The organism is Enterobacteriaceae endosymbiont of Donacia clavipes, assembly GCF_012570365.1.
Taxonomy (GTDB): Bacteria; Pseudomonadota; Gammaproteobacteria; order Enterobacterales; family Enterobacteriaceae.
This window is the reverse complement of sequence record NZ_CP046208.1, coordinates 161,301-184,353: the sequence shown is the minus strand read 5'-3', so window position 1 is coordinate 184,353 and position 23,053 is coordinate 161,301. Positions and strand designations below refer to the sequence as shown.

Genomic DNA, 23,053 nt, shown 5'->3' with positions numbered 1-23,053 from the left:
ATAAATAAAATTTTTTATAAATAAAATGTTAAATTTTAAAAAATCTTTTAATTTAGATAAAAAAAATGATTTTAGTAAAAAATTAAAATTAATTCATTTAAATGATTTACAATTAATTATTATTAAAGGTCCTGATAGTAAAATTTTTTTACAAAATCAGTTAACAATTAATATAAATGAATTAGATAATAATATTAAATTTTTTAATGCCCTTCATTGTAATTCACAAGGTAAAGTATTAACAAATATGTATATTTATAAAGATTTTAATAATAATTATCAATGTATTATAAAAAAAAATATAATTAAAAAATATTTAACAGACATTAAAAAATATACATTAATATATAATATTAAGATTATTTTAAATACTAAAAAAAATTTCTTTGGATTATCAGGAAAAAATTTAGAAAATATTATGTCAAAAACATTTAAGAATATTAATTTTTTTTCAAAAAAAAAATCATTATTTTTTATAAAAGAATATATTATATTAAAATTTGTTGATTATTATAATTATTATTTTATAATTTTATCAAAAAAAAATTCTAATTTTTTTATAAAAAATTTTCTTCTTAAAAATAAAATTAATATGTCTAATTTTAATTATTGGATTAAATTTAATATGGAAATAGGATATCCTATTATTGACAATATTAATAATTATAATTCATTTTTACCACAACAAATTAATATGGAAAAATTTAATGCGATTAATTATAATAAAGGTTGTTATTTAGGACAAGAAATAATTAGTAGTTTCAAATTTAGAAATAAAAAGAATAAAATGTTATTTTTATTAGAAGGAGAAATAAATTTTGTACCTTTATATAATGATTTATTAGAATTAAAAAATAACATTAAAAATAAATGGGAAATTATAAAAGGAAGTAGAATTTTAAAATTTTTAAAAATAAAAAAAAATGTAATTTGGATACAAGTTATTTTTAAAAATAATATTTTAAAAAATTCCTTAATTAGATTTAATAAAGATAAAAAAAATATTTTTTTTATTGTAAAAAAATTTGAATAATTGTAAAAAATTATTTTCTAAAAATGTTATATTAATAATATATTTTTTTAAATATAATTATATTTTGATTCTAAAAATTATATATTTTCTACTTACATTAAGTAAAAGATATATAAAGTATAAAATTTTAATATTATTATTTTTAATAATAAAAGGTTTAAATAAAATGAGAAAAATAACTATTTTTTTTATAATCATAATTATAACTAATATTTGTAATATTGCAAATGCTGAATCTAATAATAATTATTGGTATTTTGGTCCTAAAATAGGATGGTCGCAATATAATAATATTAAATTATTTGGTAAAGATATAAATAATAAATCTTATAGTCATTTTAATAATATTAGTCCTGGATTTTTTTTTGGATATCAAGAAAATAATTTTTTAAGTTTTGAAATGGGATTTGATTGGTTAGGTATAATTAGAAAAAATATTCAAGATCAAAACATTAAAAATTTTTTTGAATCTAATGGATTACAATTAAGTACTAAAATTAAATTTCCTATATATAAAAAATTATCCTTATATAGTCGTTTTGGTGGTTTTTTTGCTAAAACAACTAATAAACAAAGTAATTATGATAAAAAAATTGATGAATCATATTATAGTGCTTCTCCATTATTTGCTTTTGGTGGAGAATATAAAATAAATAAAAATTGGTCATCTAGATTAGAATATCAATGGATAAAAAATATTGGAAATAAAAATATTTTTAATTTAGGTCAAAAAACAAATAATTCTATTCTTAGTATAAGTATATTTTATAAATTTATTAATACACATCAACCTCGTTTACCATCAATAAGAAATTTTATAAATAATATAAAAAATAAAAAACATAATAATTTTGAAAATAAAAATTTAGTATATAAAGTATTTTTTAATTTTGATGATTTTAATCTTCATAAAGAAGCAAAAAAAATATTAGATAAAATTATTAATAAAAATAAAAAAAATAATAAAAAATTTTTAAATACTGAATTATTAATATTAGGACACTCTGATTTTTTAGGAGAAAAAATTTATAATAAATCTTTATCTCAAAAAAGAGCTGAAAAAGTAATTGAATATTTAAATTCTAAAAAAAATAATAATTTTTGTAAAAAAGTTATTGTTAAAGGTTTAGGTAGTTTACCGATTAATAAAAATTGTATTTTAATAAAAAATTATAAACTTTTAAAAAAATGTTTAGTTTTAGATCGTTATGTTGAAATAAAATTTCTTAAAAATTATAAAACTTATAAATTTTATTTTAATAATAATTTATTATATGATAATAATTTTAAAACTATTTATATATTTAATAATTGTAAAAAATAAATTTTATTATAGAAATAATTTTTTATGTTTTTGTTTATTTAAGTAGAAAATTATAAAGTAAATTAACTTTTTTTAAATTATTATCTAAGTAATAATATATATATTTTGATCATTATATAAATAGATATAAACATGCAAAAAATTTTTTCATGTTTGTATCTATATTTAGATGAATTAAAATACGAAAATATAATTTTCACTTTTTATAAAAAATGCCCGAAGGTGGAATTGAACCACCGACACGGGGATTTTCAGTCCACTGCTCTACCAACTGAGCTATCCGGGCAAAATAATTATAAAAACATGTCAAAAATTAAAATATATTATGCCAATATTTATAATAAAACGTCAATGTTTTTATGTTAAAATTAAATAATAATTAAATAATAATTAAATTATATTTTTATTTTTAAAAAAATTTTAAGTAGGATACTTTATATAAGTAGTTATTAATAAAATGAATATTTTAATATAAATAATATTTTATTAAAAAATAAAAATTTTTTAAAAGACCTTGAAAGATATAAAATATGTCCTTATCTTTCAAATCACATTAATTAAAATAAATTAGAATTAGTTTATAAAATATTGACTAAACTTCTTAAAAGGAGAATTATTAAATGAATATTCGTCCATTACATGATCGTGTTATTGTAAGAAGAAAAGAAGTTGAATCTAAATCTGCAGGTGGAATTGTTTTAACAGGATCTGCTGCAGGAAAATCTACTCGAGGAGAAGTATTAGCAGTAGGAAGAGGACGTATTTTAGAAAATGGAACAGTAAAACCATTAGATGTAAAAAAAGGTGATATAATTATTTTTAACGATGGTTATAGTGTAAAAACAGAAAAAATTGATAATGAAGAAATCTTAATAATGTCTGAAAGTGATATTTTAGCTATTGTTAAATAATAAAATTATCATGAAATAAATATACAAAGTATGTTTAATTTAATATGAAAATGAATTAAGGAATATTAAAAATGGCAGCTAAAGACGTAAAATTTGGTAATGACGCACGTGTAAAAATGTTACGAGGTGTAAACGTACTAGCAGATGCAGTTAAAATTACTCTTGGACCTAAAGGTAGAAATGTAGTATTAGATAAATCATTTGGAGCTCCAGCTATAACTAAAGATGGAGTAACAGTTGCTAGAGAAATAGAATTAGAAGATAAGTTTGAGAATATGGGAGCACAAATGGTTAAGGAAGTCGCTTCTAAAGCTAATGATGTAGCAGGTGATGGTACAACTACAGCAAGTGTATTAGCTCAATCTATTGTTAGTGAAGGGTTAAAAGCAGTTGCTGCGGGTATGAATCCTATGGATTTAAAAAGAGGAATAGACAAAGCTGTTATAGCCGCTGTAGAAGAATTAAAAGTTATTTCAGTTCCTTGTTCTAATTCAAAATCTATAGCTCAAGTAGGAACTATTTCTGCAAATGCAGATGAAACTGTAGGTGATTTAATTGCTCAAGCAATGAAAAGAGTAGGTAAAGAAGGAGTTATTACAGTTGAAGAAGGAACTGGATTACAAGATGAATTAGATGTAGTAGAAGGTATGCAATTTGATAGAGGATATTTATCGCCTTATTTTATTAATAAATCAGATTCAGGTACTGTAGAACTTGATAATCCATATTTACTTTTAGTCGATAAAAAACTTTCAAATATCAGAGAAATTTTACCTATTTTAGAAATAGTTGCAAAATCAAGTAAATCATTATTAATTATAGCTGAAGATGTTGATGGAGAAGCATTAGCAACTTTAGTTGTTAACACTATGCGTGGTGTAGTAAAAGTTGCTGCAGTAAAAGCACCTGGTTTTGGAGATCGTCGTAAAGCTATGTTACAAGATGTTGCTATACTTACAGGTGGTAATGTTATTTCAGAAGAAATTGGTTTAGAATTAGAAAAAGCTACATTAGATGATCTTGGACAAGCTAAACGTATAGTTATTAATAAAGATACAACAACAATTATAGATGGCATGGGTAAACAAGAAAATATTTCAGGAAGAGTAAATCAAATAAGACAACAAATAGATGAAGCAACTTCTGATTATGACCGTGAAAAACTTCAAGAAAGAGTAGCTAAATTAGCAGGAGGAGTTGCAGTATTAAAAGTTGGTGCAGCTACAGAAGTCGAAATGAAAGAAAAAAAAGCTAGAGTAGAAGATGCATTACATGCAACTAGAGCAGCTGTAGAAGAAGGTGTTGTAGCTGGTGGTGGAGTAGCTTTAGTACGTGTAGCAGCAAAGTTAATGAATTTAACTGGTCAAAATGAAGACCAAAACATGGGTATAAAAGTAGCATTAAGAGCAATGGAAGCACCTTTACGTCAAATAGTTTCTAATGCTGGAGAAGAACCATCAGTAGTAGCAAATAATGTTAAGGATGGTCATGGTAATTATGGATATAATGCTGCAAATGAAGAATATGGAGATATGATTAAATTTGGAATTTTAGACCCAACTAAGGTTACACGATCAGCTTTACAATATTCTGCATCTGTAGCAGGACTTATGATTACTACAGAATGTATGGTTACAGATTTACCAAAAGATGAAAAATCAGAAATATCTAATACACCTCCAGGTGGAATGGGTGGTGGTATGGGTGGTATGATGTAATTTATTTAATAAATAAAATAAGAAATTATTATTTAAAATTTTAATATAAAATATTACAAATTTATTGATTTATTTATATAGCTGTGCATTTATTTAAGGCACAGCTTTTTTTTTTATTTAATAAAAATTTTATTTTTTTTACCATTAATATCTTTTATTAATTTAGGAACTAAAAATCCGGATAAAAATGGTAATATTTTTCTCATAATTTTTTTTGCTTTATTTTCTGAGACATTAAAATGTCTATTACCTTCTACTTTATCTAATAAATGTAAATAGTATGGAATTATACCAATATTAAATAAATTATTACTTAATTTAATTAAAGTTTTATAATTATCATTAATATTTTTTAATAAAACACTTTGATTTAAAATAGTAATACCGCTTTTTTTAAGAAGATAAATTTTATTAAATAAATTTTCACTAATTTCATTTGAATGATTAATATGTGTAACAAGTACTATGTTTAATCTACATTTACTAAAAATTTTTATTAAATTATTAGTAATTCTTTCAGGAATAATAGAAATTATTCTAGTATGTATTCTTAATATTTTAATATGAGATATAGTTTCAATATCTTTAATTAATAAATTAATTTTATAATCGTTTATAACTAATGGATCTCCTCCTGAAAAAATAACTTCATTTATTTCTTTATGTTTTTTTATATAATTAATTATTTTTATCCAATCATATTTTTTCATTGAATTAATTTTTTTAATTTTTTTACGAAAACAGTATCTGCAATGTACTGCACAAATTCCTGTTATTAATATTAATACTCTATTATAATATTTATGTATCATTCCTGGGATAATATAATTTTCATTTAATAGATTACTATTATATTTTTTATGAAAAATTAATTCATTTTTATTAAAGATAAATTGTAATAAAATAGGATCTCTATAATTTTTTTTTTCTATTTTTTTAATAAAAATTTTAGGTAATTTAATTTTAAAAGATATATTTTTTTTTTTACATAAAAATTGTTTAATATTTTGTTTTTTTATTTTTGTTATTTTTATAAGATCAATATTATTATTAACAGTATTTTTTAATTGTTTTAACCATAATTTTTTCATAAAATTATTTTATATTTTTAAAATAATATTATTATAAATGAAAATATTTTTTTCAAAAAAGGTAAAATATTAATGATTAATTATTGTAGTAATAATTTTAGAATTGGTATGAAATTTATATTTTCTAATCAACCTTATATTATAGAAAATAATGAATTTGTAAAACCTGGTAAAGGACAATCTTTTGTAAGAATAAAAATGAGAAATTTAATTAATGAAAAATTAATTGATAAAACATTTAAATCTACTGATACATTAAATACTGCAGATATTTTAGAAAAAAAATTAATTTATTTATATAGTGAAAAAGAAGATTTTTTTTATTTTATGAATAAAAAAAATTTTGAACAAATTTTAATTGATAAAAAAGTTATTAAAAATAAAAAAAAATGGTTAATATCTCAATTTAATTATAATATAACATTTTGGAATCAATTACCTATATTTTTAACATTACCAAATTTTATTAATTTAAAGGTAATTAATACAAATTTAATGTCTAAAAAAGGAGAGACAATAAATAATAATAAATTAGCTGTATTAAGTAATAAAGAAGTAATAAAAGTTCCAAATTTTATTAAAATTGGAGATATTATTAAAATTGATATAAGAAAAAAAAAATATATCTCTCGTATCAAATAACTAATATTATTAAAAATAATAATTATATGAAAAATTTTAATGGATTACCTAATATGAATATTTATTCTTTAATAAAACGTTCTTTTATAATTAAAAAAATTAGAAATTTTTTTGATAAAAAAAAATTTATTGAAGTAGACACTCCCATATTAACACAATTTGAAAATACTAATGTTTATTTAAAACAATTTAAAACAAATTTTATTCATTATAAAAAAAAAAAAAAATTTTTTTTAGTTACTAGTCCTGAGTACCATATGAAAAGAATACTTTCATTAAAAATGAATAAATCAATATATCAAATATGTCATAGTTTTCGTAATGAAGAATTAGGTAAATATCATAATCCCGAATTTACTATGTTAGAATGGTATCACATTAATTATAATTTAAAACAATTAATAAATGAAGTTGATAATTTTTTTATAGAATTTGGTTTTAATAAATTAAAAAAATATTCTTATAAAGAAATTTTTTTAAAATATTTTAAAATAAATCCTTTTTTTATTAGTAAAAAAAAATTATTTATTATTGCTAAAAAATTAGGTTTTATTAATTTTAGAAAAAATAATGTAATTGATGATTATTTACAAATATTATTTGATTTATATATTGTACCTAAATTAGGATTTTTATCACCTGTATTAATATATAATTTTCCTGCATCACAAAGAACTACTGAAACTATTAATAAAAATAATTGTTTTTTAGCAAATAGATTTGAAATATTTTTTAAAGGTGTTGAATTAGGTAATGGATTTCATGAGCTTAGAAATAGTTATGAACAAAAAAAAAGATTTGATGAAGACAATAAAAAACTTAAATTAATAGGATTACCTTGTAAAAAAATAGATTACTATTTATTAAAAGCTATGAAATATGGAATACCTGATTGTTCAGGAATGGCTATTGGATTAGATAGATTTATTATGTTTTTATTAAAAAAAAAATCTATTCACGAAATTATAAATTTTTCTATAAATATATCTTAAAATAAGATATTTATTTTATAATATTAAAAGTAATAATTTTCTAATTTTTATTTTAATATTTTTTTTGAAAATTTAAATTAAATTTAATTATTTTAAGTCTAAATAAAATAATAATTTAAACTTAAGTTAAAATAATTTATTATTTTTCCTTTTTTAAAAATAAATAAAATTTTTTTTGTAAAAACTATTAATATATATTTTTATATTTAAGTTTTACTTTTATTTATTAATATTATTTATATTAAGAAATATTTATATTTTTCATAATATTATTAAATCTAACTAAAATTTTATTATTAAACTAAATAATATTTTAAATATAAAAATTATTTTTCATATAAAATAAATAAATTACATAAGTTTTTAAAATTAAATTATTAAAAGAAAACATTTTATAAGTAAAGTATATTATTTAAAATATATATATTTTAAAATAATAATTTTTAGTTAAATCAATGTTTTAAAATTATTTATTTAAAAAATTTTCTTTCTTTTTTTTATAAAATTAAATAATAAATATTTACAATTTTAAAAAAAATTTATATTTATTTAATTAATAATCTTATCTTTTTTTTAAATCAAATAATAATTATTTTATCAATTAGTTTATTAATTATATTTAAATGTTTTATAAATAATTTATTTAAAACTTCATAATTGAAAAAATTATAATATTTGTTTTTTTTAATATTTATTTTATAAATTTTAGTAAATAAAAATATTAAATAATTATTTATTATAAATCTTTTTTATTAATATATAACTAAAAATTTATAATTAATGATTTAAATAATAAATATTATATATATAAATATATTTTTTTCTTATTTTATTAAAATAATTTTTATAAAAATTTTATTAAAGATAAAATATTATTTTTTCTGGAATATTTAAATTTATAATTTTTTATTAATTTTTAATTCAAGGATATTTTTTATGAAAGTAAATAATAATTTAATATGGTTAGATTTAGAAATGACAGGTCTTAATCCAAATAAAGATCATATAATTGAAATTTCTACTATTATTACTAATTACAACTTAGAAATTATAGCTATAGGACCTATAATACCAATATATCAAAATAATATTATTTTAAACTTAATGAATAAGTGGAATAAAAATATACACCAAAAAAATGGACTTATTAATAAAATTAAAAATAGTAAATTTAATGAAAAAAAAGCAGAATCATATACTTTAAATTTTTTAAAATTGTGGATTAAACCACAAAGTTCACCTTTATGTGGTAATAGTATATATAAAGATAGAATTTTTTTATATAATTATATGCCAACATTAGAAAAATATTTTCACTATCGTAATATTGATGTGAGTACATTAAAAGAACTTATTAAAAGATGGAATCCAAATATTTTTATTAAATTTAAAAAAAAAAAATATCAACATAATGCATTTAATGATATATATCAATCAATAGAAGAATTAAGATTTTATCAAAATCATTTTTTTAAAAAATAATATTTTAAATATTTATTGACAAATGAAATTATTATTTAATAATATTAGTTATTATATTTAATTATTTTGCGGGAATAGCTCAGGATGGTAGAGTACAACCTTGCCATGGTTGGGGTCGCGAGTTCGAATCTCGTTTCCCGCTTAACAATTAATTATAAATATTATGATTTTTCATGTTATATTTATAAAATAATCTTTCAAATTAATTATTAATGTTTATTAAAATTTTACCAAAAAATGTTATTAAAAGAATAGCTGCTGGAGAAGTAATTGATAGACCAGCTACTGTAATTAAAGAATTAATTGAAAATAGTATTGATGCTAAAGCATCTCAAATAAATATTTTTGTAGAAAAAGGAGGTATAAAACTTATTTATATAAATGATAATGGTACTGGAATGAATAAAAAAAACTTAACTTTATGTATAAAAAAATATGCTACAAATAAAATTTATGATTTAAATGATTTAGATTCATTTAAGAGTTTTGGATTTAGAGGAGAAGCTTTAACTAGTATCAAAGATATATCTAGAATGACTATAACATCTAAAACATTAAAGCAAAAAATAGCATGGCAATTATATACAGAAGGATTTAATAAAAAAATAATTTATTTAAAACCAATTTCTCATCCTATAGGTACTACTGTTGTTTTATCTGATCTTTTTTATAATTTTCCTGCAAGAAGAAAATATATTTCTAATGAAAGAATCGAATTTATATATATTAAGAACATAATTAAAAAAATTGTTTTAATAAAATTAAAAATAGGAATAAAATTTAAATATAACAATAAAATTATTTATAATTTTAAACAAATAACAGATAATATTTCTTATATAAATAGAGTAAATATTATTTATGGTAATAATTTTGTAAAAAACTCATTAGAAATTAATTCAATTTATAAAAAAATAAAATTATATGGATTGTTAAATATATTTAATCAAAAAAAAAATTCTGGTAATTTTAAATATTTTTATGTTAATAATCGTATTATACATACTAAATTTATAAATCGTATTGTTCAAAAAATAATATTAAATAAATTTAGTAAAGATTATAAATATTCTTATTTAATTTATTTAGAAATAGAACCTAATTTAATTGATATAAATATTCATCCAAAAAAAATTGATGTATGTTTTTATAATATACAAACATTATATAATTTTATATATAAGAGTATTTTAAAAAAATTGTGTAATAATTTAATAAATAAAATATGTAAAAATAATATTATTAATTCTATTGATAATAATAAAGATAATAAATTAAAATTAGATGATTCAAAAGATTTTTTTATTCAAAAAAATTTTCCAAAAAAAACAAAATTTTTATTTAATAATATAGAAAAAAAAAAATTAGTATATTTAGATAATATACCAATATTTAATTTTAAAAATTTTGGTAAATTTTTAATAATCTTAAAAAATACTTATATCATTGTTGAAAAAAATAATTTTTTGTATTCTATTTTAATAAAAAAATTAATATTTTTATTATTAAACATAAAAATAAAATTACATTTAAAAAATAAAAATATTATAAAAAGTACTCAAGTTAATATTAAAACAAAAATAAATAAAAAAGAGTATTTTTGTTTATATAAAATAAAAAATTTTTTACAAAAATTAGGATTTATTATTTTGTTAAATAATGAATATACTATAAATATAACATGTGTACCTATTTTTTCATCATTTTCTATTTTTAATATAAAAAATTTTTTTTTTAATTTATTAAAATATTTTTTAAATATAAAAATAATTTCTTTAAAAAAAATTATAGAATGGGTTATCAATTATATAATAAATATTTCTAAAATATGGAATTTTTATAATATAATAGATTTATTAATGGAATTAGAATTATTAAAATTAGAACAAAATAATTTTTCAATAAAAGAATTATTTTGTACAATAAATATATAAATTATATTAATGCATAATAAAAATAAAAAATTACCTATTGCTATTTTTTTAATGGGGACAACGGCATCTAAAAAAACTTATTTAGCTACTCGTTTAGCTAAAATTTTACCTATTGAATTAATTAGCGTAGATTCTTCTTTAATTTATAAAAAAATGAATATAGGAACAGATAAACCTCAAAAAACTGATATTTTTTATGAAAAACATTGGTTAATTGATATTAAAGAACCTTATCAATCTTATTCTGTTATGGAATTTTATAATGATGTTTTAAATATTATGAATAAAATTACTAAAAAAGGTAAAATACCATTTTTAGTTGGAGGTAGTATGTTTTATTATAACAAATTAATAAATACTATGTCTCCTTTACCAGCTTCAAACATTGATATTCGTAATATAATTACAAAACAAATAAATAAAAAAATATATAATTCATATCATGATATGTTAAAAAAAATAGATTCTATTTCTGCAACAAAAATTCATTATAATGATAATCAAAGAAATTTAAGAGCTTTAGAAATATTTTTTTTAACAGGAAAAACTTTAAGTGAATTAATAAAAATTCCTGGTAAAAAAATTCCTTATAAAATATATCAATTTGGACTAACTTATTATGATCGTAATATATTATATAATAATATAGAAAAAAGAATTTTTAAAATGTTAAAATTAGGATTTGAAAAAGAAGTGCGTTACCTTATTAAAAATAAGTATTTAAAAATTAATTTTCCTTCTATTCGTTGTATTGGATATAAACAGATGTTTTTATATATATTAAATAAAATTAATTATAATGAAATGATAAAACAAACAGTAATTGCAACACGTCATTTAGCAAAAAAACAATTAACTTGGTTACGTCATTGGGAAAATATATGTTTATTAGATAGTAATGATATAAGTAAAGCTTATAATTATATTCAAAAATTTATTAAAAAGAAGTTAATTTAAAAAATATTTAATATTTTATGATATATTTATTAATTATAAATAATTAATCGAAATAATATGGAAAATATTATATTTGGAATATATTCTATTATTAATGTTTTAAAAGAAAATCCTATTTCTTTAAAAAGAATATTTATTCTAAATAGCAAAAAAAAAACTAATAAAATTAAAGAATTATTATTTTATGCTAATAAACATAATATTAATGTACATAAAGTAAGTAAAAAATGGTTAAATAAAAAAACTAGTAATAGTATCCATCAAGGATGTATAGGTTTTATAAATAAAACAAAATCTTTTAATGAAAAAGATATTATTAATATAATAAATATAACAAAAAAAATATTAATTTTAATTTTAGACAGAATTACTGATCCTCATAATTTTGGAGCATGTATTAGAAGTGCAGTTGCAGCTAAAGTTAGTATGATTATTTTACCTAAAAATTATTCAGTTAAAATAAATGCTACCGTTAAAAAAGTATCTTGTGGAACATCAGAAAATATTCCAATTATTTTTGTAAAAAATATTCTCAATACTATTAAAATTTTAAAAAAATATAATATATTTATTATTGGTGCTGATAATAATCAAAAAAATAAAATTTTTTATAATTATAAATTATCTTATCCTATATGTTTAATAATGGGATCAGAAAATAAAGGAATAAAATCTATTATAAAAAAAAATTGTGATGAATTATTTTCTATACCTATACGTAATAATGTAAATTCATTAAATGTTTCTGTAGCTACTGGAATTTTTTTATTTGAAATAATTAGACAAAATCATTTTTTATAATTTTAAAATTTTTATATTAATTATTTATAAAATATATATTTAAAAATAATTTATTTTATGTGCTAATAAATAAAAATTAGGAGTAAATATGAACAATCCCTTATTATCTTATTTTTTATTACCTCCTTTTAATAAAATAACTAATAATTGTATGATTCCTGCCATTAAAATTACAATTAATTTATGTAAAAAAAAAATAAATAAAATTTTAAATGAAAATAAAAATAATTATAATTGGCAAAATTTTTGTCAACCAATATTAGAATTACATGAAAAATTATATCGTATTTTTTCTCCAATAAATCATTTAAATTATGTATGTAATAACAAAGAAATAAGAAAAATTTATGAAATTACTACACAAATGATTACTGATTATAATATATGGATTCAACAAAATACACAATTATATAATGCTTATATACAAATAAAAAATAATCAAAATAATTTAAATTTTAATAAATTACAGATAAAATCTATTGATGATATAATACGTGATTTTAAATTATCAGGAATTTTATTAAGTCAAGAAAAAAAAAAAAAATATTCCCTAATAATAACATATTTATCAAAATTACAAAATAATTTTAATAATAATGTATTTGATAGTACTTTAAAATGGGAAAAAAATATAACAGATAAAAAAAAATTAACTGGCATACCAAATTATATAATAAATATTATGGCTAATAATGCTTTACAAAAAAACAAAAAAGGATATCTAATTACTTTAGATATGCCTATATATTTATCAATAATTACATATTCAAAAAATATAAATTTAAGAAAAAAAATATATTATAAATATAATACAAGAGCTTCTTCTATTAGTTCTAATAAATTAGATAATGAACCTATTATAATGAAAGAATTGTCTTTAAGATTAAAATTATCAAATTTATTAGGATATAATTCTTATTCTGAACAATCTCTAACTACTAAATCAGCAAAAAAAATTAATAATGTTTTATTATTTTTATATAAATTAATTAAATTATCTAAAAAACAAGCAAAAAAAGAAGTATATAATCTAAAACAATTTATTAAAAAAAAATATAACATAATTAATATTAATCCATGGGATATAACTTTTTTTTCAGAAAAATATAAATTTTATTTATATGGTATTAATGATAATAATATACGTAATTATTTTCCAATTTCTTCAGTTATGAAAGGTATGTTTAAAATTGTAAAAAAAATATATGGTTTATTATTTAAACAAAGAAAAATATCAGTTTGGAATAAAGATGTTATTTTTTTCGATGTTTTTAATTCCGATAATAAATTATATGGTAGTATATATTTTGATTTATATATTCGTTCAGAAAAAAGAAATGGAGCTTGGATGGATATATGTCAAACTAAAATGTTAAAAAATGATAAAATATTACAATATCCAGTAGCTTATGTAAATTGTAACTTTACTCCTTCAATAAATAATATTTTTTTATTAAATCATAATGAAGTTTTAACTTTATTTCATGAATTTGGACATGCTTTACATCATATTACTTCAAAAATAGAAATACCAAATATATCAGGAATTAATGGGATTCCTTTAGATATAATAGAATATCCTAGTCAATTTATGGAATATTGGTGTTGGGAATTAAAATCGTTAAAAATTATTTCTAGTCATTATCAAAACAATGAAAATCTACCTATAGATGTAATGAATAAATTAATTTCATCTAAAAAATATAATGCTGCTTTATCTCTTATGCGTCAAATAGAATTAAGTTTATTTGATATAAAAATTCATAATGAATTTAATCCTAAAAAAAATAATGATCAAATATTAGATTTAATAGAAAAAATTAGAAAAAATTTAATAACAATTACACCTATTCCTAAATGGAATAAATATACTAATGTATTTAATCATATTTTTGGTGGAGAATATGCAGCTGGATATTATAGTTATTTATGGTCAGAACAATTAGCTGCAGATTCATTTTTTTATTTTAAAAAAAATGGATTATTTAATCCTGTAATAGGGAAAAAATTCTTAGATAATCTTTTATCTTTAGGTAGCTCTCAAGATCCTATTATTTTATTTGAAAAATTTAGAGGTAAAAAATTAAATAGTGATTCTTTACTCTTACAAAGAGGTATTAAAATATAAATAAATATTTATTTATTTATATTTATGTAAAATTATTTTATACATAAGGTTTATAAAAATCTAATTTTATGAAAAATATTCGTAATTTTTCAATTATTGCTCATATTGATCATGGTAAATCAACATTAGCAGATAGATTAATAGAAATATGTGGTGGATTATCAAAAAGAGAAATGACATCTCAAGTTTTGGATAGTATGATTTTAGAAAAAGAAAGAGGTATTACAATAAAAGCACAAAGTGTTTCTTTAAGTTATAAAACTAAGAATAATAATTTATATAAATTAAATTTTATTGATACACCAGGACATGTTGATTTTTCTTATGAAGTTTCTAGATCTTTATCAGCATGTGAAGGTGCTTTATTATTAGTAGATGCTACCCAAGGTATAGAAGCACAAACTTTATCTAATTGTAATACTGCTTTTAAAATGGGATTAAAAGTCTTACCTGTAATTAATAAAATTGATTTATTAACTGCAGATATTGAAAAAACAAAAAAAGAAATAAAAGAAATTATAGGAATTAAATCTCAAAAAATTTTAAAATGTTCAGCTAAAACTGGATTAGGAGTTAAAAAAATAATAGAAAATTTAATTAAAATTATTCCACCACCTAAAGGTAATATTAATACATTTTTACAAGCTTTAATTATAGATTCATGGTTTGATAATTATTTAGGAGTTGTAGGATTAATTTGTATTAAAAATGGACAAATTTATAAAGGAATGAAAATAGTAATAATGAATACAAAAAAAAAATATTTTGTAGATAAAATTGGTATTTTTACACCTAAAAAAATAGAATTAGATAATTTAAAATGTGGTGAAGTAGGTTGGATAGTATTAGGTATAAAAAATATAAATGATGTCCCTGTAGGAGCTACAATAACGTCATATACAAAACCTGCTACTTCTATATTAGATGGTTTTAAAAAAAGTATTCCTAAAGTTTTTGCTGGATTATTTCCAGCTATATCTAATGAATATCAAACATTTAGTAATGCATTAAAAAAATTAAGTTTAAATGATTCTTCTTTATTTTTTGAACCAGAAAATTCTGATATATTAGGTTTTGGGTTTAGATGTGGTTTTTTAGGTTTATTACATATGGAAATTATACAACAACGTTTATTACAAGAATATAATATAGATATTATTATGACTACACCTACTGTAAAATATCAAATAAAAACAATAAATAAAAAAATTTTATATGTAGATAATCCATCAAAATTTCCTTTATTTCATTTAATAAAAGAAATAAAAGAACCTATTTTAAAATGTAAAATTTTATCTCCTATAAAATATATAGGTAAGATTATTAAATTATGTATTTTAAAAAATGGAGTACAAGTAGACATAATATATCATGACAATAATGTAATTTTAATTTATGAAATACCTATGATTGAAGTTATTATAAATTTTTTTGATCAATTAAAATCTATTACAAAAGGATATGCATCTTTAGATTATAATTTTATAAAATTTAAAAAATCTGATTTAGTTTGTATGAATGTATTAATTAATAAAAAATGTGTTGATGCACTAACAACAATTATATATAAAAAAAAAATATATTCTTATGGTCGTATATTGGTAGAAAAATTAAAAAAACTAATACCTAGACAACAATTTGATATTATTATTCAAGCAGTAATTGGGAAAAAAATTATTTCTAGTACTACTATTAAACAATTACGTAAAAATGTTATTGCTAAATGTTATGGTGGAGATATTAGTAGAAAAAAAAAATTAATTCAAAAACAAAAAGAAGGGAAAAAACGTATGAAAAATTTTGGAAATGTTTTATTACCATCTTCAATTTTTTTAGCTATATTACAAATAACAAAATAATTTATGTAAAATATGAATAACATGAATAAGATAAATATAAAAATATTTTTTTTAAGTATTTTATTGTTAGGTTTTATATATTTTTTTTACAAAATAAAAATATTAAAAAATTTTTATTTATATAAAAATATTAAAAATTTATATAAATATATGAAAAAAAAAGATTGGATAAAACAAATAAAATTTTTAATTTTTATAATATTATTTATTTTTATAATACGTTTATTTATATATGAACCTTTTTATATACTTTCTGATTCTATGATGCCAACTTTATTATCAGGTGATTTTATTTTAGTAAATAAATTTATTTATGGTATTAAAAATCCTTTAAATAATAAATATATTATTAAAAATAAATTTCCAAAAAGAGGAGATATTGTTGTTTTTAAATTTCCTAAAAATGTTAAAAAAAAATATATTAAAAGAATTATTGGACTACCAGGTGATTTTATTTTTTATGATCAAAAAAATAAACAAATTATATTATATTCTAAAAGAAATATAAAAAAATATATTATTAAATATAATAATCTTCAAAAAAGTAATTTTTTTCATATTTTTATTAAAAATAAAAAAAAAATTTATAATTTTAAAAAAAATTTAATAAAACATCATTATTTTGGTAAATTAAGATTTTTTCAATATACAGAAAATATAAATAAATTACCACATAAAATTTTATTTTTACCAGAAATAAAAAATGAATTTTTAAAAATTTATAAACAAAAAAATTTTCCAAAATATACTTGGTTAGTTCCTGATAAATGTTATTTTGTGATGGGAGATAATCGTGATAAAAGTTATGATAGTAGATATTGGGGTTTTGTTAATAAAAAATATTTATTAGGAAAAGCAATTTTTATTTGGTTTAGTATTGGAAAAAATACAAATACACAATTTATTAAAATTAGATTTAATCGAATACATAAAATTAATTAGTTTTAAAATATATTATTTATTTTATATAATATATTTTAGATTAAAAATACAGTTATATGAATTTTATTATGATTAGTCAATTACAACAAAAATTAGGTTATATTTTTAATCATCAAGATTTATTATATCAAGCTTTAACACATAGAAGTGCAAGTAGTAAACATAACGAAAGATTAGAATTTTTAGGAGATTCTATTTTAAGTTATATAATTGCTAAAGCCTTATATAATAAATTTCCTAATGTAAATGAAGGTAATATGAGTCGTATGCGTGCTACTTTAGTTAGAGGAAATACTTTAGCTAGTATCGCAAGAGAATTTAAATTAGGTGAATATTTATTTTTAGGTCCTGGAGAATTTAAAAATGGAGGATATAATAGAGAATCTATTCTTGCAGATACTATGGAAGCTTTAATAGGTAGTATTTGCTTAGATAGTAATATAAAAATAGTAGAAAAAATAATATTAATTTGGTATCAACTAAGGTTAGAAAAAATATTACCAGGTAATAATCAAAAAGATCCTAAAACTAGATTACAAGAATATTTACAACAATCACATCTTCCATTACCTCATTATTTTGTTTTACAAATTAATGGAGAAATACATAATCAAAAATTTATAATACAATGTAAAATTAGTGGAATATCCACAATTATTACAGGAAAAGGTTCAAGTCGTCGTAAAGCAGAACAATCGGCTGCAGAGCAAGCCTTAAAAAAATTAGGCATTTAATTTAATAATTTTTTTTTTAATAAAAGGTAATTTATGTGAAAATAACATTTTCGTATTATGGTAAAATTTTAATTTTAGGAAGATCTAATGTAGGAAAATCTACCTTAATAAATACATTAATAGGTAAAAAAATTTCTATTATTTCTCATAAAATTAATACTACTAATTTTAATATAGTAGGAATATATAATAATAATTCTTATCAAATAGAATATATTGATACTCCAGGTAATATATTTTTTAATAAAATAAATTTTAATTTATTAATAAATAATAAATTTAATTTTATTTTATTTGTTTTAGATAGAAATAAATGGAATCATATAGAAAAAAAAATTTTGGAAATTTTAAATAAAATTAATATTCCAATAATATTAATTATTAATAAAGTTGATAAAATTAAAAATAAAAATATTTTATTACCATATATTAATTCTATTAAAAAAAAAATAAAATTTATTTTTTTATTTATAATTTCAGCTAAATATAAATTATATACTGATGTTATTAATAATTTTATTTGTAAAAATTTACCTAAAAAAAAACATCGTTATCCTAAAAATTATATTACAAATCAAACAAAAGAAATTATTATTAAAGAAATTATAAGAGAAAATATTATAAAATACATTCATAAAGAATTACCTTACTTAATAAATATTAAAATAAATAATATTCTCAAAGAAAAAATAAAAAAAAATGAAATAAAAATATTATTTTTAGTAAAAAATTTAAATCAAAAAAAAATAATAATAGGTAAAAAAGCAAAAAAATTAAAATTAATTAAATATCAATCTGAACAAAATATAGAAAATTTTTTTAAAAAAAAAATAAATTTAAAAATATGGGTACAAATTAAATAATTGGTAAAAATTAATTATGAGTATAATTGGTATTGGTATAGATGTAGTAGAAATTAGTAGAATTAAAAAAACATTTAAATATTTTGGAAAACGTTTTGTATATAGAATATTAACTCAATATGAATTATCTATTTATAAAAAAAATAAAAATAAAAAAATTAAAATTTTATCAAAATATTTTTCTGTTAAAGAAGCAGCAGTAAAAGCTCTTAATACTGGTTTTACTAATGGAATATTTTTTAATCAAATAGAACTTTTACATTATAAAAATGGCAAACCAAAATTAAAATTTTATAAGCAAGCTCTAAAAATTTTAAAAAATATAACTAATAGTTATTATATTCACGTTTCTTTATCAGATGAAATTAATTATACTTGTGCAATAGTTATAATTGAAAAATTATAAAATTTTATATAATATGTTTTTTTATTATATTATATGCTTTATGTATATTTTGAGTTTTAATCTTTGCTATTTCTAATTGTTTTAATGTATGACCTTTAGAAATTAATTTATCTGGATGATATTTACTGATTAATTTATGATATGCTCTTTTAATAGTTAAAAGATCATCATTATATTTAATTCCTAATAATTTATATGCTTGATCTAAATCAGATTTATCATTATTTGTATTTTGATAATTATTATAATTAAAATTATTGTTTGTTGTTTGTTCTTGAAATTGATAATAATTTTTATGAAAAAATAAATCTTTTTCATTAATATATTTATTTTTACATTTTAATTTATTAATTATTGTCATAATTTGGTATAAAGATATTTTTAATTCTTGAAATATGATAAATAATATTTGTCTAGTTTTTGGGTTTAAATATTTATTAATAAAAGATAATTCAAGTTGTATTTCTAAAAATTTATTTATTAAATAAGTATCTTTATAAATTACATAATCTAATTGATTTAATTTATAAATTAAAGGATAATCTTTTTTTTTACCACTTATAAATGATTTACGAACAAAAATAATATCTTTATTATTTAATTTCATTTTTTTTATTAGTTTTGTTGTAATAATTATATCATTATTACTAACAAAACCTTTTGATTTACTTATATATCCCATTACTTCAAAATTAATTTGGAGAAATATTTTTTTTATATTATAAATATCATAATTATTTTTAAAATAAAATTTATATATTTTATTAATTAAGTAGCTAATTAATATAATTATTATTATATTTATTAAATGATAAATAATCTTACAATTAACTATAAAACTTATTAAAAATAATAATAATTTTAACCAAAAAAACATATAAACCTCAATGAATATATTGAAATTATAATTTAATATAATAAATTATTAATTTATAAATATCTAAAATTTAATATATTATTAAATAATAAATATTGAATAAATTTAAAATAAAATTATTATAACTAATATAAAATATATTTTTTATATAGGATATAAAATGATAATTAAAAAAATAATATTTATTATAACAATAACATATTGTATATTTAATACATCTAGATGTATATCTACATCAATAGAAAATATTGATGGTATTGGATTTATTATAAATAATGAAATAGTTTCTAAAAAAAATATTTATGATATTTTAAATATATTTAATTATATTCATAATAATGAAAATGAATTATTAAATTCCATATTAGATATCAGTAATATTGAAGATTTAATAAAAAATAATATTTTTTTACAAATTATAAAAAATAACAATTTTTATATTTCTAGAAATAACTTAAATAATTTTATTTTAAATATGTATCAACAAAATAATATTAATGAAAATCTTTTAAAAAAAAGATTTGTAAAAAATCATATTAGTTATAAAATATATTTGAGTTTTATGAGAAAAAGTCTCTTAATTTATATGTTTAAAAATATTTTAATAAAAAATACAATAAATATTTTTGATGAAGAAATTAACTCTTTAAGTAATCAATTATATTTAAAATCTAAATTTCATAAAAAATATAACATCACTTTATTTTATTTAACAGTTAATAAATCAAAATCATTATTAAAAAATGATTTTAATTATAAATTAAGCTTAATATCTAAATTATTAAATATATTAAAAAATAATAAATTAAATAATCATATCAAAAATATTGAAAGTAATTTATTTATTTCTAATTCAAAAATAAAAAAAATAACTCTAAAAGGTATGGAAGATGAATTACCATTAATTTTAATTAATTATTTAGATAAATCAAAAAAAGGAAATATAATAGGTCCAATATATTTATATTCTAAAATTTTTATTTTAAAAATAAATAATATTGTATCAATTAATAATATTGATAATAAAAAAGTATTATTACGTTTTATATATATAGATAAATATAATTTTAATAAAAAAAACATCAAAAAAAAAATAAATTATATCTATTTTAATCTTTTAAAAAAAAAAATTACTTTTAAAAAAGCAATGAAATTAATTTTAGAAAATAAAAAAATAATTAAATTTAAAGAAAATATTATTTGGGTGCCATTAAATTCCTTTTACATAAATTTTCAAAAAATTTTAGGAAAATTAAAAATAAATCAATTTAGTTTACCTATTAAAATCTCTAATGGATATTATATAATTCAATTATTAAATGAAGAAAATAATCAAAAAACAAAAAATTTTTTTAAAAAAGAAGCTTATAATATTATTTTAAAACAAAATCTTGAAAAAGAATCTGATTTTTTTATTTATGAATATGCTAAAACAATATATATTAAAAACTTAATGAAATAATAAAAAAATAATATTATAATGTTATAAATTAATAAATATATATAAAATATATAGATTCTTTTAAAATAAAATTTTTTATGTATAAGAAATAATGTTATGAAAATCTTTCTTAAAAAAAATTATGGACAACATATATTAATTAATAAAAATATTATTAAAAATATTATTTTTTTAATAAATCCAAAATACCACCATAATATGGTTGAAATAGGACCAGGATTAGGTTCATTGACCATACCTATGACTAGTTATAATAAAAATTTTTCAGTTATTGAAATTGATAAAAATTTAATTAATATTTTAAAAAAAAATAAAATTTTAATAAATACAAATGTAAATTTTATATTAAATAATGTTTTAAATTTTAATTTTTTAAATTTAATAAAAAAATTTAAAAAAAGGATACGTATATTTGGAAGTTTACCGTATAATATTTCTACTACAATAATATTTTATTTATTTAAATATTTAAATAATATTAAAGATATTAATTTTATTATGCAAAAAGAAGTAGTAGATTGTTTAATTGCTCAACCAGGAGAAAAAAATTATGGTCGTTTAAGTATAATTACACAATTATTTTTTAAAATAAAATCTTTAATAAAGATTGAACCAAGTTCTTTTTTTCCAAAACCTAAAATAATTTCTAATATGATATATATGAGACCATACAATAATAATCCTTATAATCTAAATAACATTTTTTTTTTAAAAAAAATTATTAAACAAACTTTTAGTATGAGAAGAAAAATATTACGTAATAGTTTAATAAATTTATTTTCTATAGAAGAATTAAATTTTTTAGGTATCGATTATAAAATTCGTGCTGAAGATGTTTCAATATCAGAATATTGTCAGTTAGCTCATTGGTTAGAATTAAAAAATAAAAGGTTATAA

General features: G+C 17.1%; 20 protein-coding genes and 2 tRNA genes. 19 read left to right on the top strand and 3 right to left on the bottom strand.

Annotation, left to right across the window (positions count from 1 at the left end; genetic code table 11):
• The first annotated feature begins 25 nt into the window (after positions 1–25).
• Positions 26–1,033 carry a CAF17-like 4Fe-4S cluster assembly/insertion protein YgfZ gene (gene ygfZ, locus GJT92_RS00905; protein ID WP_168919630.1) on the top strand — a complete coding sequence of 336 codons (1,008 nt, stop codon included), beginning with the start codon at positions 26–28 and terminating at the stop codon, positions 1,031–1,033.
• Between the two features lie 166 nt (positions 1,034–1,199).
• Positions 1,200–2,357, top strand: coding sequence for an OmpA family protein (locus tag GJT92_RS00900; RefSeq protein WP_168919629.1), 1,158 nt, complete (start codon positions 1,200–1,202; stop codon positions 2,355–2,357).
• Between the two features lie 213 nt (positions 2,358–2,570).
• On the opposite strand, the gene GJT92_RS00895 is transcribed toward GJT92_RS00900, so the two are convergent.
• Positions 2,571–2,643, bottom strand: a tRNA-Phe gene (locus GJT92_RS00895).
• A gap of 334 nt (positions 2,644–2,977) precedes the next feature.
• Here GJT92_RS00895 and GJT92_RS00890 point away from each other — a divergent pair.
• Together GJT92_RS00890 and groL are read left to right on the top strand one after the other, a co-directional pair.
• Complete coding sequence (locus GJT92_RS00890; protein ID WP_168919628.1) at positions 2,978–3,268, top strand: co-chaperone GroES; 291 nt, start codon at positions 2,978–2,980, stop codon at positions 3,266–3,268.
• 71 nt (positions 3,269–3,339) lie between these two features.
• On the top strand, positions 3,340–4,986 hold the full coding sequence (gene groL / locus GJT92_RS00885) for a chaperonin GroEL (RefSeq protein ID WP_168919627.1): 1,647 nt from the start codon (positions 3,340–3,342) through the stop codon (positions 4,984–4,986).
• Between the two features lie 113 nt (positions 4,987–5,099).
• Here the strand turns inward: groL and GJT92_RS00880 are convergent, their stop codons facing one another.
• Complete coding sequence (locus GJT92_RS00880) at positions 5,100–6,077, bottom strand: KamA family radical SAM protein (RefSeq protein ID WP_168919626.1); 978 nt, start codon at positions 6,075–6,077, stop codon at positions 5,100–5,102.
• A gap of 72 nt (positions 6,078–6,149) precedes the next feature.
• On the opposite strand from GJT92_RS00880, the gene GJT92_RS00875 reads away from it, so the two are divergent.
• From GJT92_RS00875 to acpS, 13 genes are all read left to right on the top strand, one after another.
• Positions 6,150–6,719, top strand: coding sequence for an elongation factor P (locus GJT92_RS00875; protein ID WP_168919625.1), 570 nt, complete (start codon positions 6,150–6,152; stop codon positions 6,717–6,719).
• Positions 6,720–6,745: 26 nt separating this feature from the next.
• A complete protein-coding gene (epmA, locus tag GJT92_RS00870) occupies positions 6,746–7,711 on the top strand; it encodes an elongation factor P--(R)-beta-lysine ligase (RefSeq protein ID WP_168919624.1) in 966 nt (321 codons plus the stop codon).
• 936 nt (positions 7,712–8,647) lie between these two features.
• Positions 8,648–9,193 carry an oligoribonuclease gene (gene orn / locus GJT92_RS00865; RefSeq protein WP_168919623.1) on the top strand — a complete coding sequence of 182 codons (546 nt, stop codon included), beginning with the start codon at positions 8,648–8,650 and terminating at the stop codon, positions 9,191–9,193.
• Positions 9,194–9,261: 68 nt separating this feature from the next.
• Positions 9,262–9,335, top strand: a tRNA-Gly gene (locus tag GJT92_RS00860).
• A gap of 70 nt (positions 9,336–9,405) precedes the next feature.
• Positions 9,406–11,127 (top strand): DNA mismatch repair endonuclease MutL, encoded by a 1,722-nt coding sequence (mutL, locus tag GJT92_RS00855; protein ID WP_168919622.1) that lies wholly within the window; start codon positions 9,406–9,408, stop codon positions 11,125–11,127.
• A 9-nt stretch (positions 11,128–11,136) separates the two neighbouring features.
• The gene (gene miaA / locus GJT92_RS00850) at positions 11,137–12,084 is read left to right on the top strand and encodes a tRNA (adenosine(37)-N6)-dimethylallyltransferase MiaA (protein WP_168919621.1); all 948 of its coding nucleotides are present in this window, start codon (positions 11,137–11,139) and stop codon (positions 12,082–12,084) included.
• Positions 12,085–12,141: 57 nt separating this feature from the next.
• Positions 12,142–12,885, top strand: coding sequence for a 23S rRNA (guanosine(2251)-2'-O)-methyltransferase RlmB (gene rlmB, locus GJT92_RS00845; RefSeq protein WP_168919620.1), 744 nt, complete (start codon positions 12,142–12,144; stop codon positions 12,883–12,885).
• A gap of 88 nt (positions 12,886–12,973) precedes the next feature.
• Entirely contained in the window at positions 12,974–15,013 is a 2,040-nt protein-coding gene (locus tag GJT92_RS00840; RefSeq protein WP_168919619.1) for a M3 family metallopeptidase, read from the top strand.
• 68 nt (positions 15,014–15,081) lie between these two features.
• Positions 15,082–16,872 carry a translation elongation factor 4 gene (lepA, locus tag GJT92_RS00835; RefSeq protein ID WP_168919618.1) on the top strand — a complete coding sequence of 597 codons (1,791 nt, stop codon included), beginning with the start codon at positions 15,082–15,084 and terminating at the stop codon, positions 16,870–16,872.
• A gap of 150 nt (positions 16,873–17,022) precedes the next feature.
• Positions 17,023–17,814 carry a signal peptidase I gene (lepB, locus tag GJT92_RS00830; RefSeq protein ID WP_246209067.1) on the top strand — a complete coding sequence of 264 codons (792 nt, stop codon included), beginning with the start codon at positions 17,023–17,025 and terminating at the stop codon, positions 17,812–17,814.
• Between the two features lie 56 nt (positions 17,815–17,870).
• On the top strand, positions 17,871–18,548 hold the full coding sequence (gene rnc / locus GJT92_RS00825) for a ribonuclease III (RefSeq protein WP_168919617.1): 678 nt from the start codon (positions 17,871–17,873) through the stop codon (positions 18,546–18,548).
• A 35-nt stretch (positions 18,549–18,583) separates the two neighbouring features.
• Positions 18,584–19,411, top strand: a complete 828-nt coding sequence (gene era, locus GJT92_RS00820; protein WP_168919616.1) for a GTPase Era — start codon at positions 18,584–18,586, stop codon at positions 19,409–19,411.
• A gap of 16 nt (positions 19,412–19,427) precedes the next feature.
• A complete protein-coding gene (gene acpS / locus GJT92_RS00815) occupies positions 19,428–19,817 on the top strand; it encodes a holo-ACP synthase (protein ID WP_168919615.1) in 390 nt (129 codons plus the stop codon).
• A 4-nt stretch (positions 19,818–19,821) separates the two neighbouring features.
• Here acpS and djlA read toward each other — a convergent pair whose 3' ends face one another.
• Positions 19,822–20,694, bottom strand: coding sequence for a co-chaperone DjlA (djlA, locus tag GJT92_RS00810; RefSeq protein WP_168919614.1), 873 nt, complete (start codon positions 20,692–20,694; stop codon positions 19,822–19,824).
• 160 nt (positions 20,695–20,854) lie between these two features.
• Between djlA and GJT92_RS00805 the strand changes: the two genes are divergently transcribed.
• Positions 20,855–22,156 carry a peptidylprolyl isomerase gene (locus tag GJT92_RS00805; protein ID WP_168919613.1) on the top strand — a complete coding sequence of 434 codons (1,302 nt, stop codon included), beginning with the start codon at positions 20,855–20,857 and terminating at the stop codon, positions 22,154–22,156.
• 96 nt (positions 22,157–22,252) lie between these two features.
• Positions 22,253–23,053 carry a 16S rRNA (adenine(1518)-N(6)/adenine(1519)-N(6))-dimethyltransferase RsmA gene (gene rsmA / locus GJT92_RS00800; protein WP_168919612.1) on the top strand — a complete coding sequence of 267 codons (801 nt, stop codon included), beginning with the start codon at positions 22,253–22,255 and terminating at the stop codon, positions 23,051–23,053.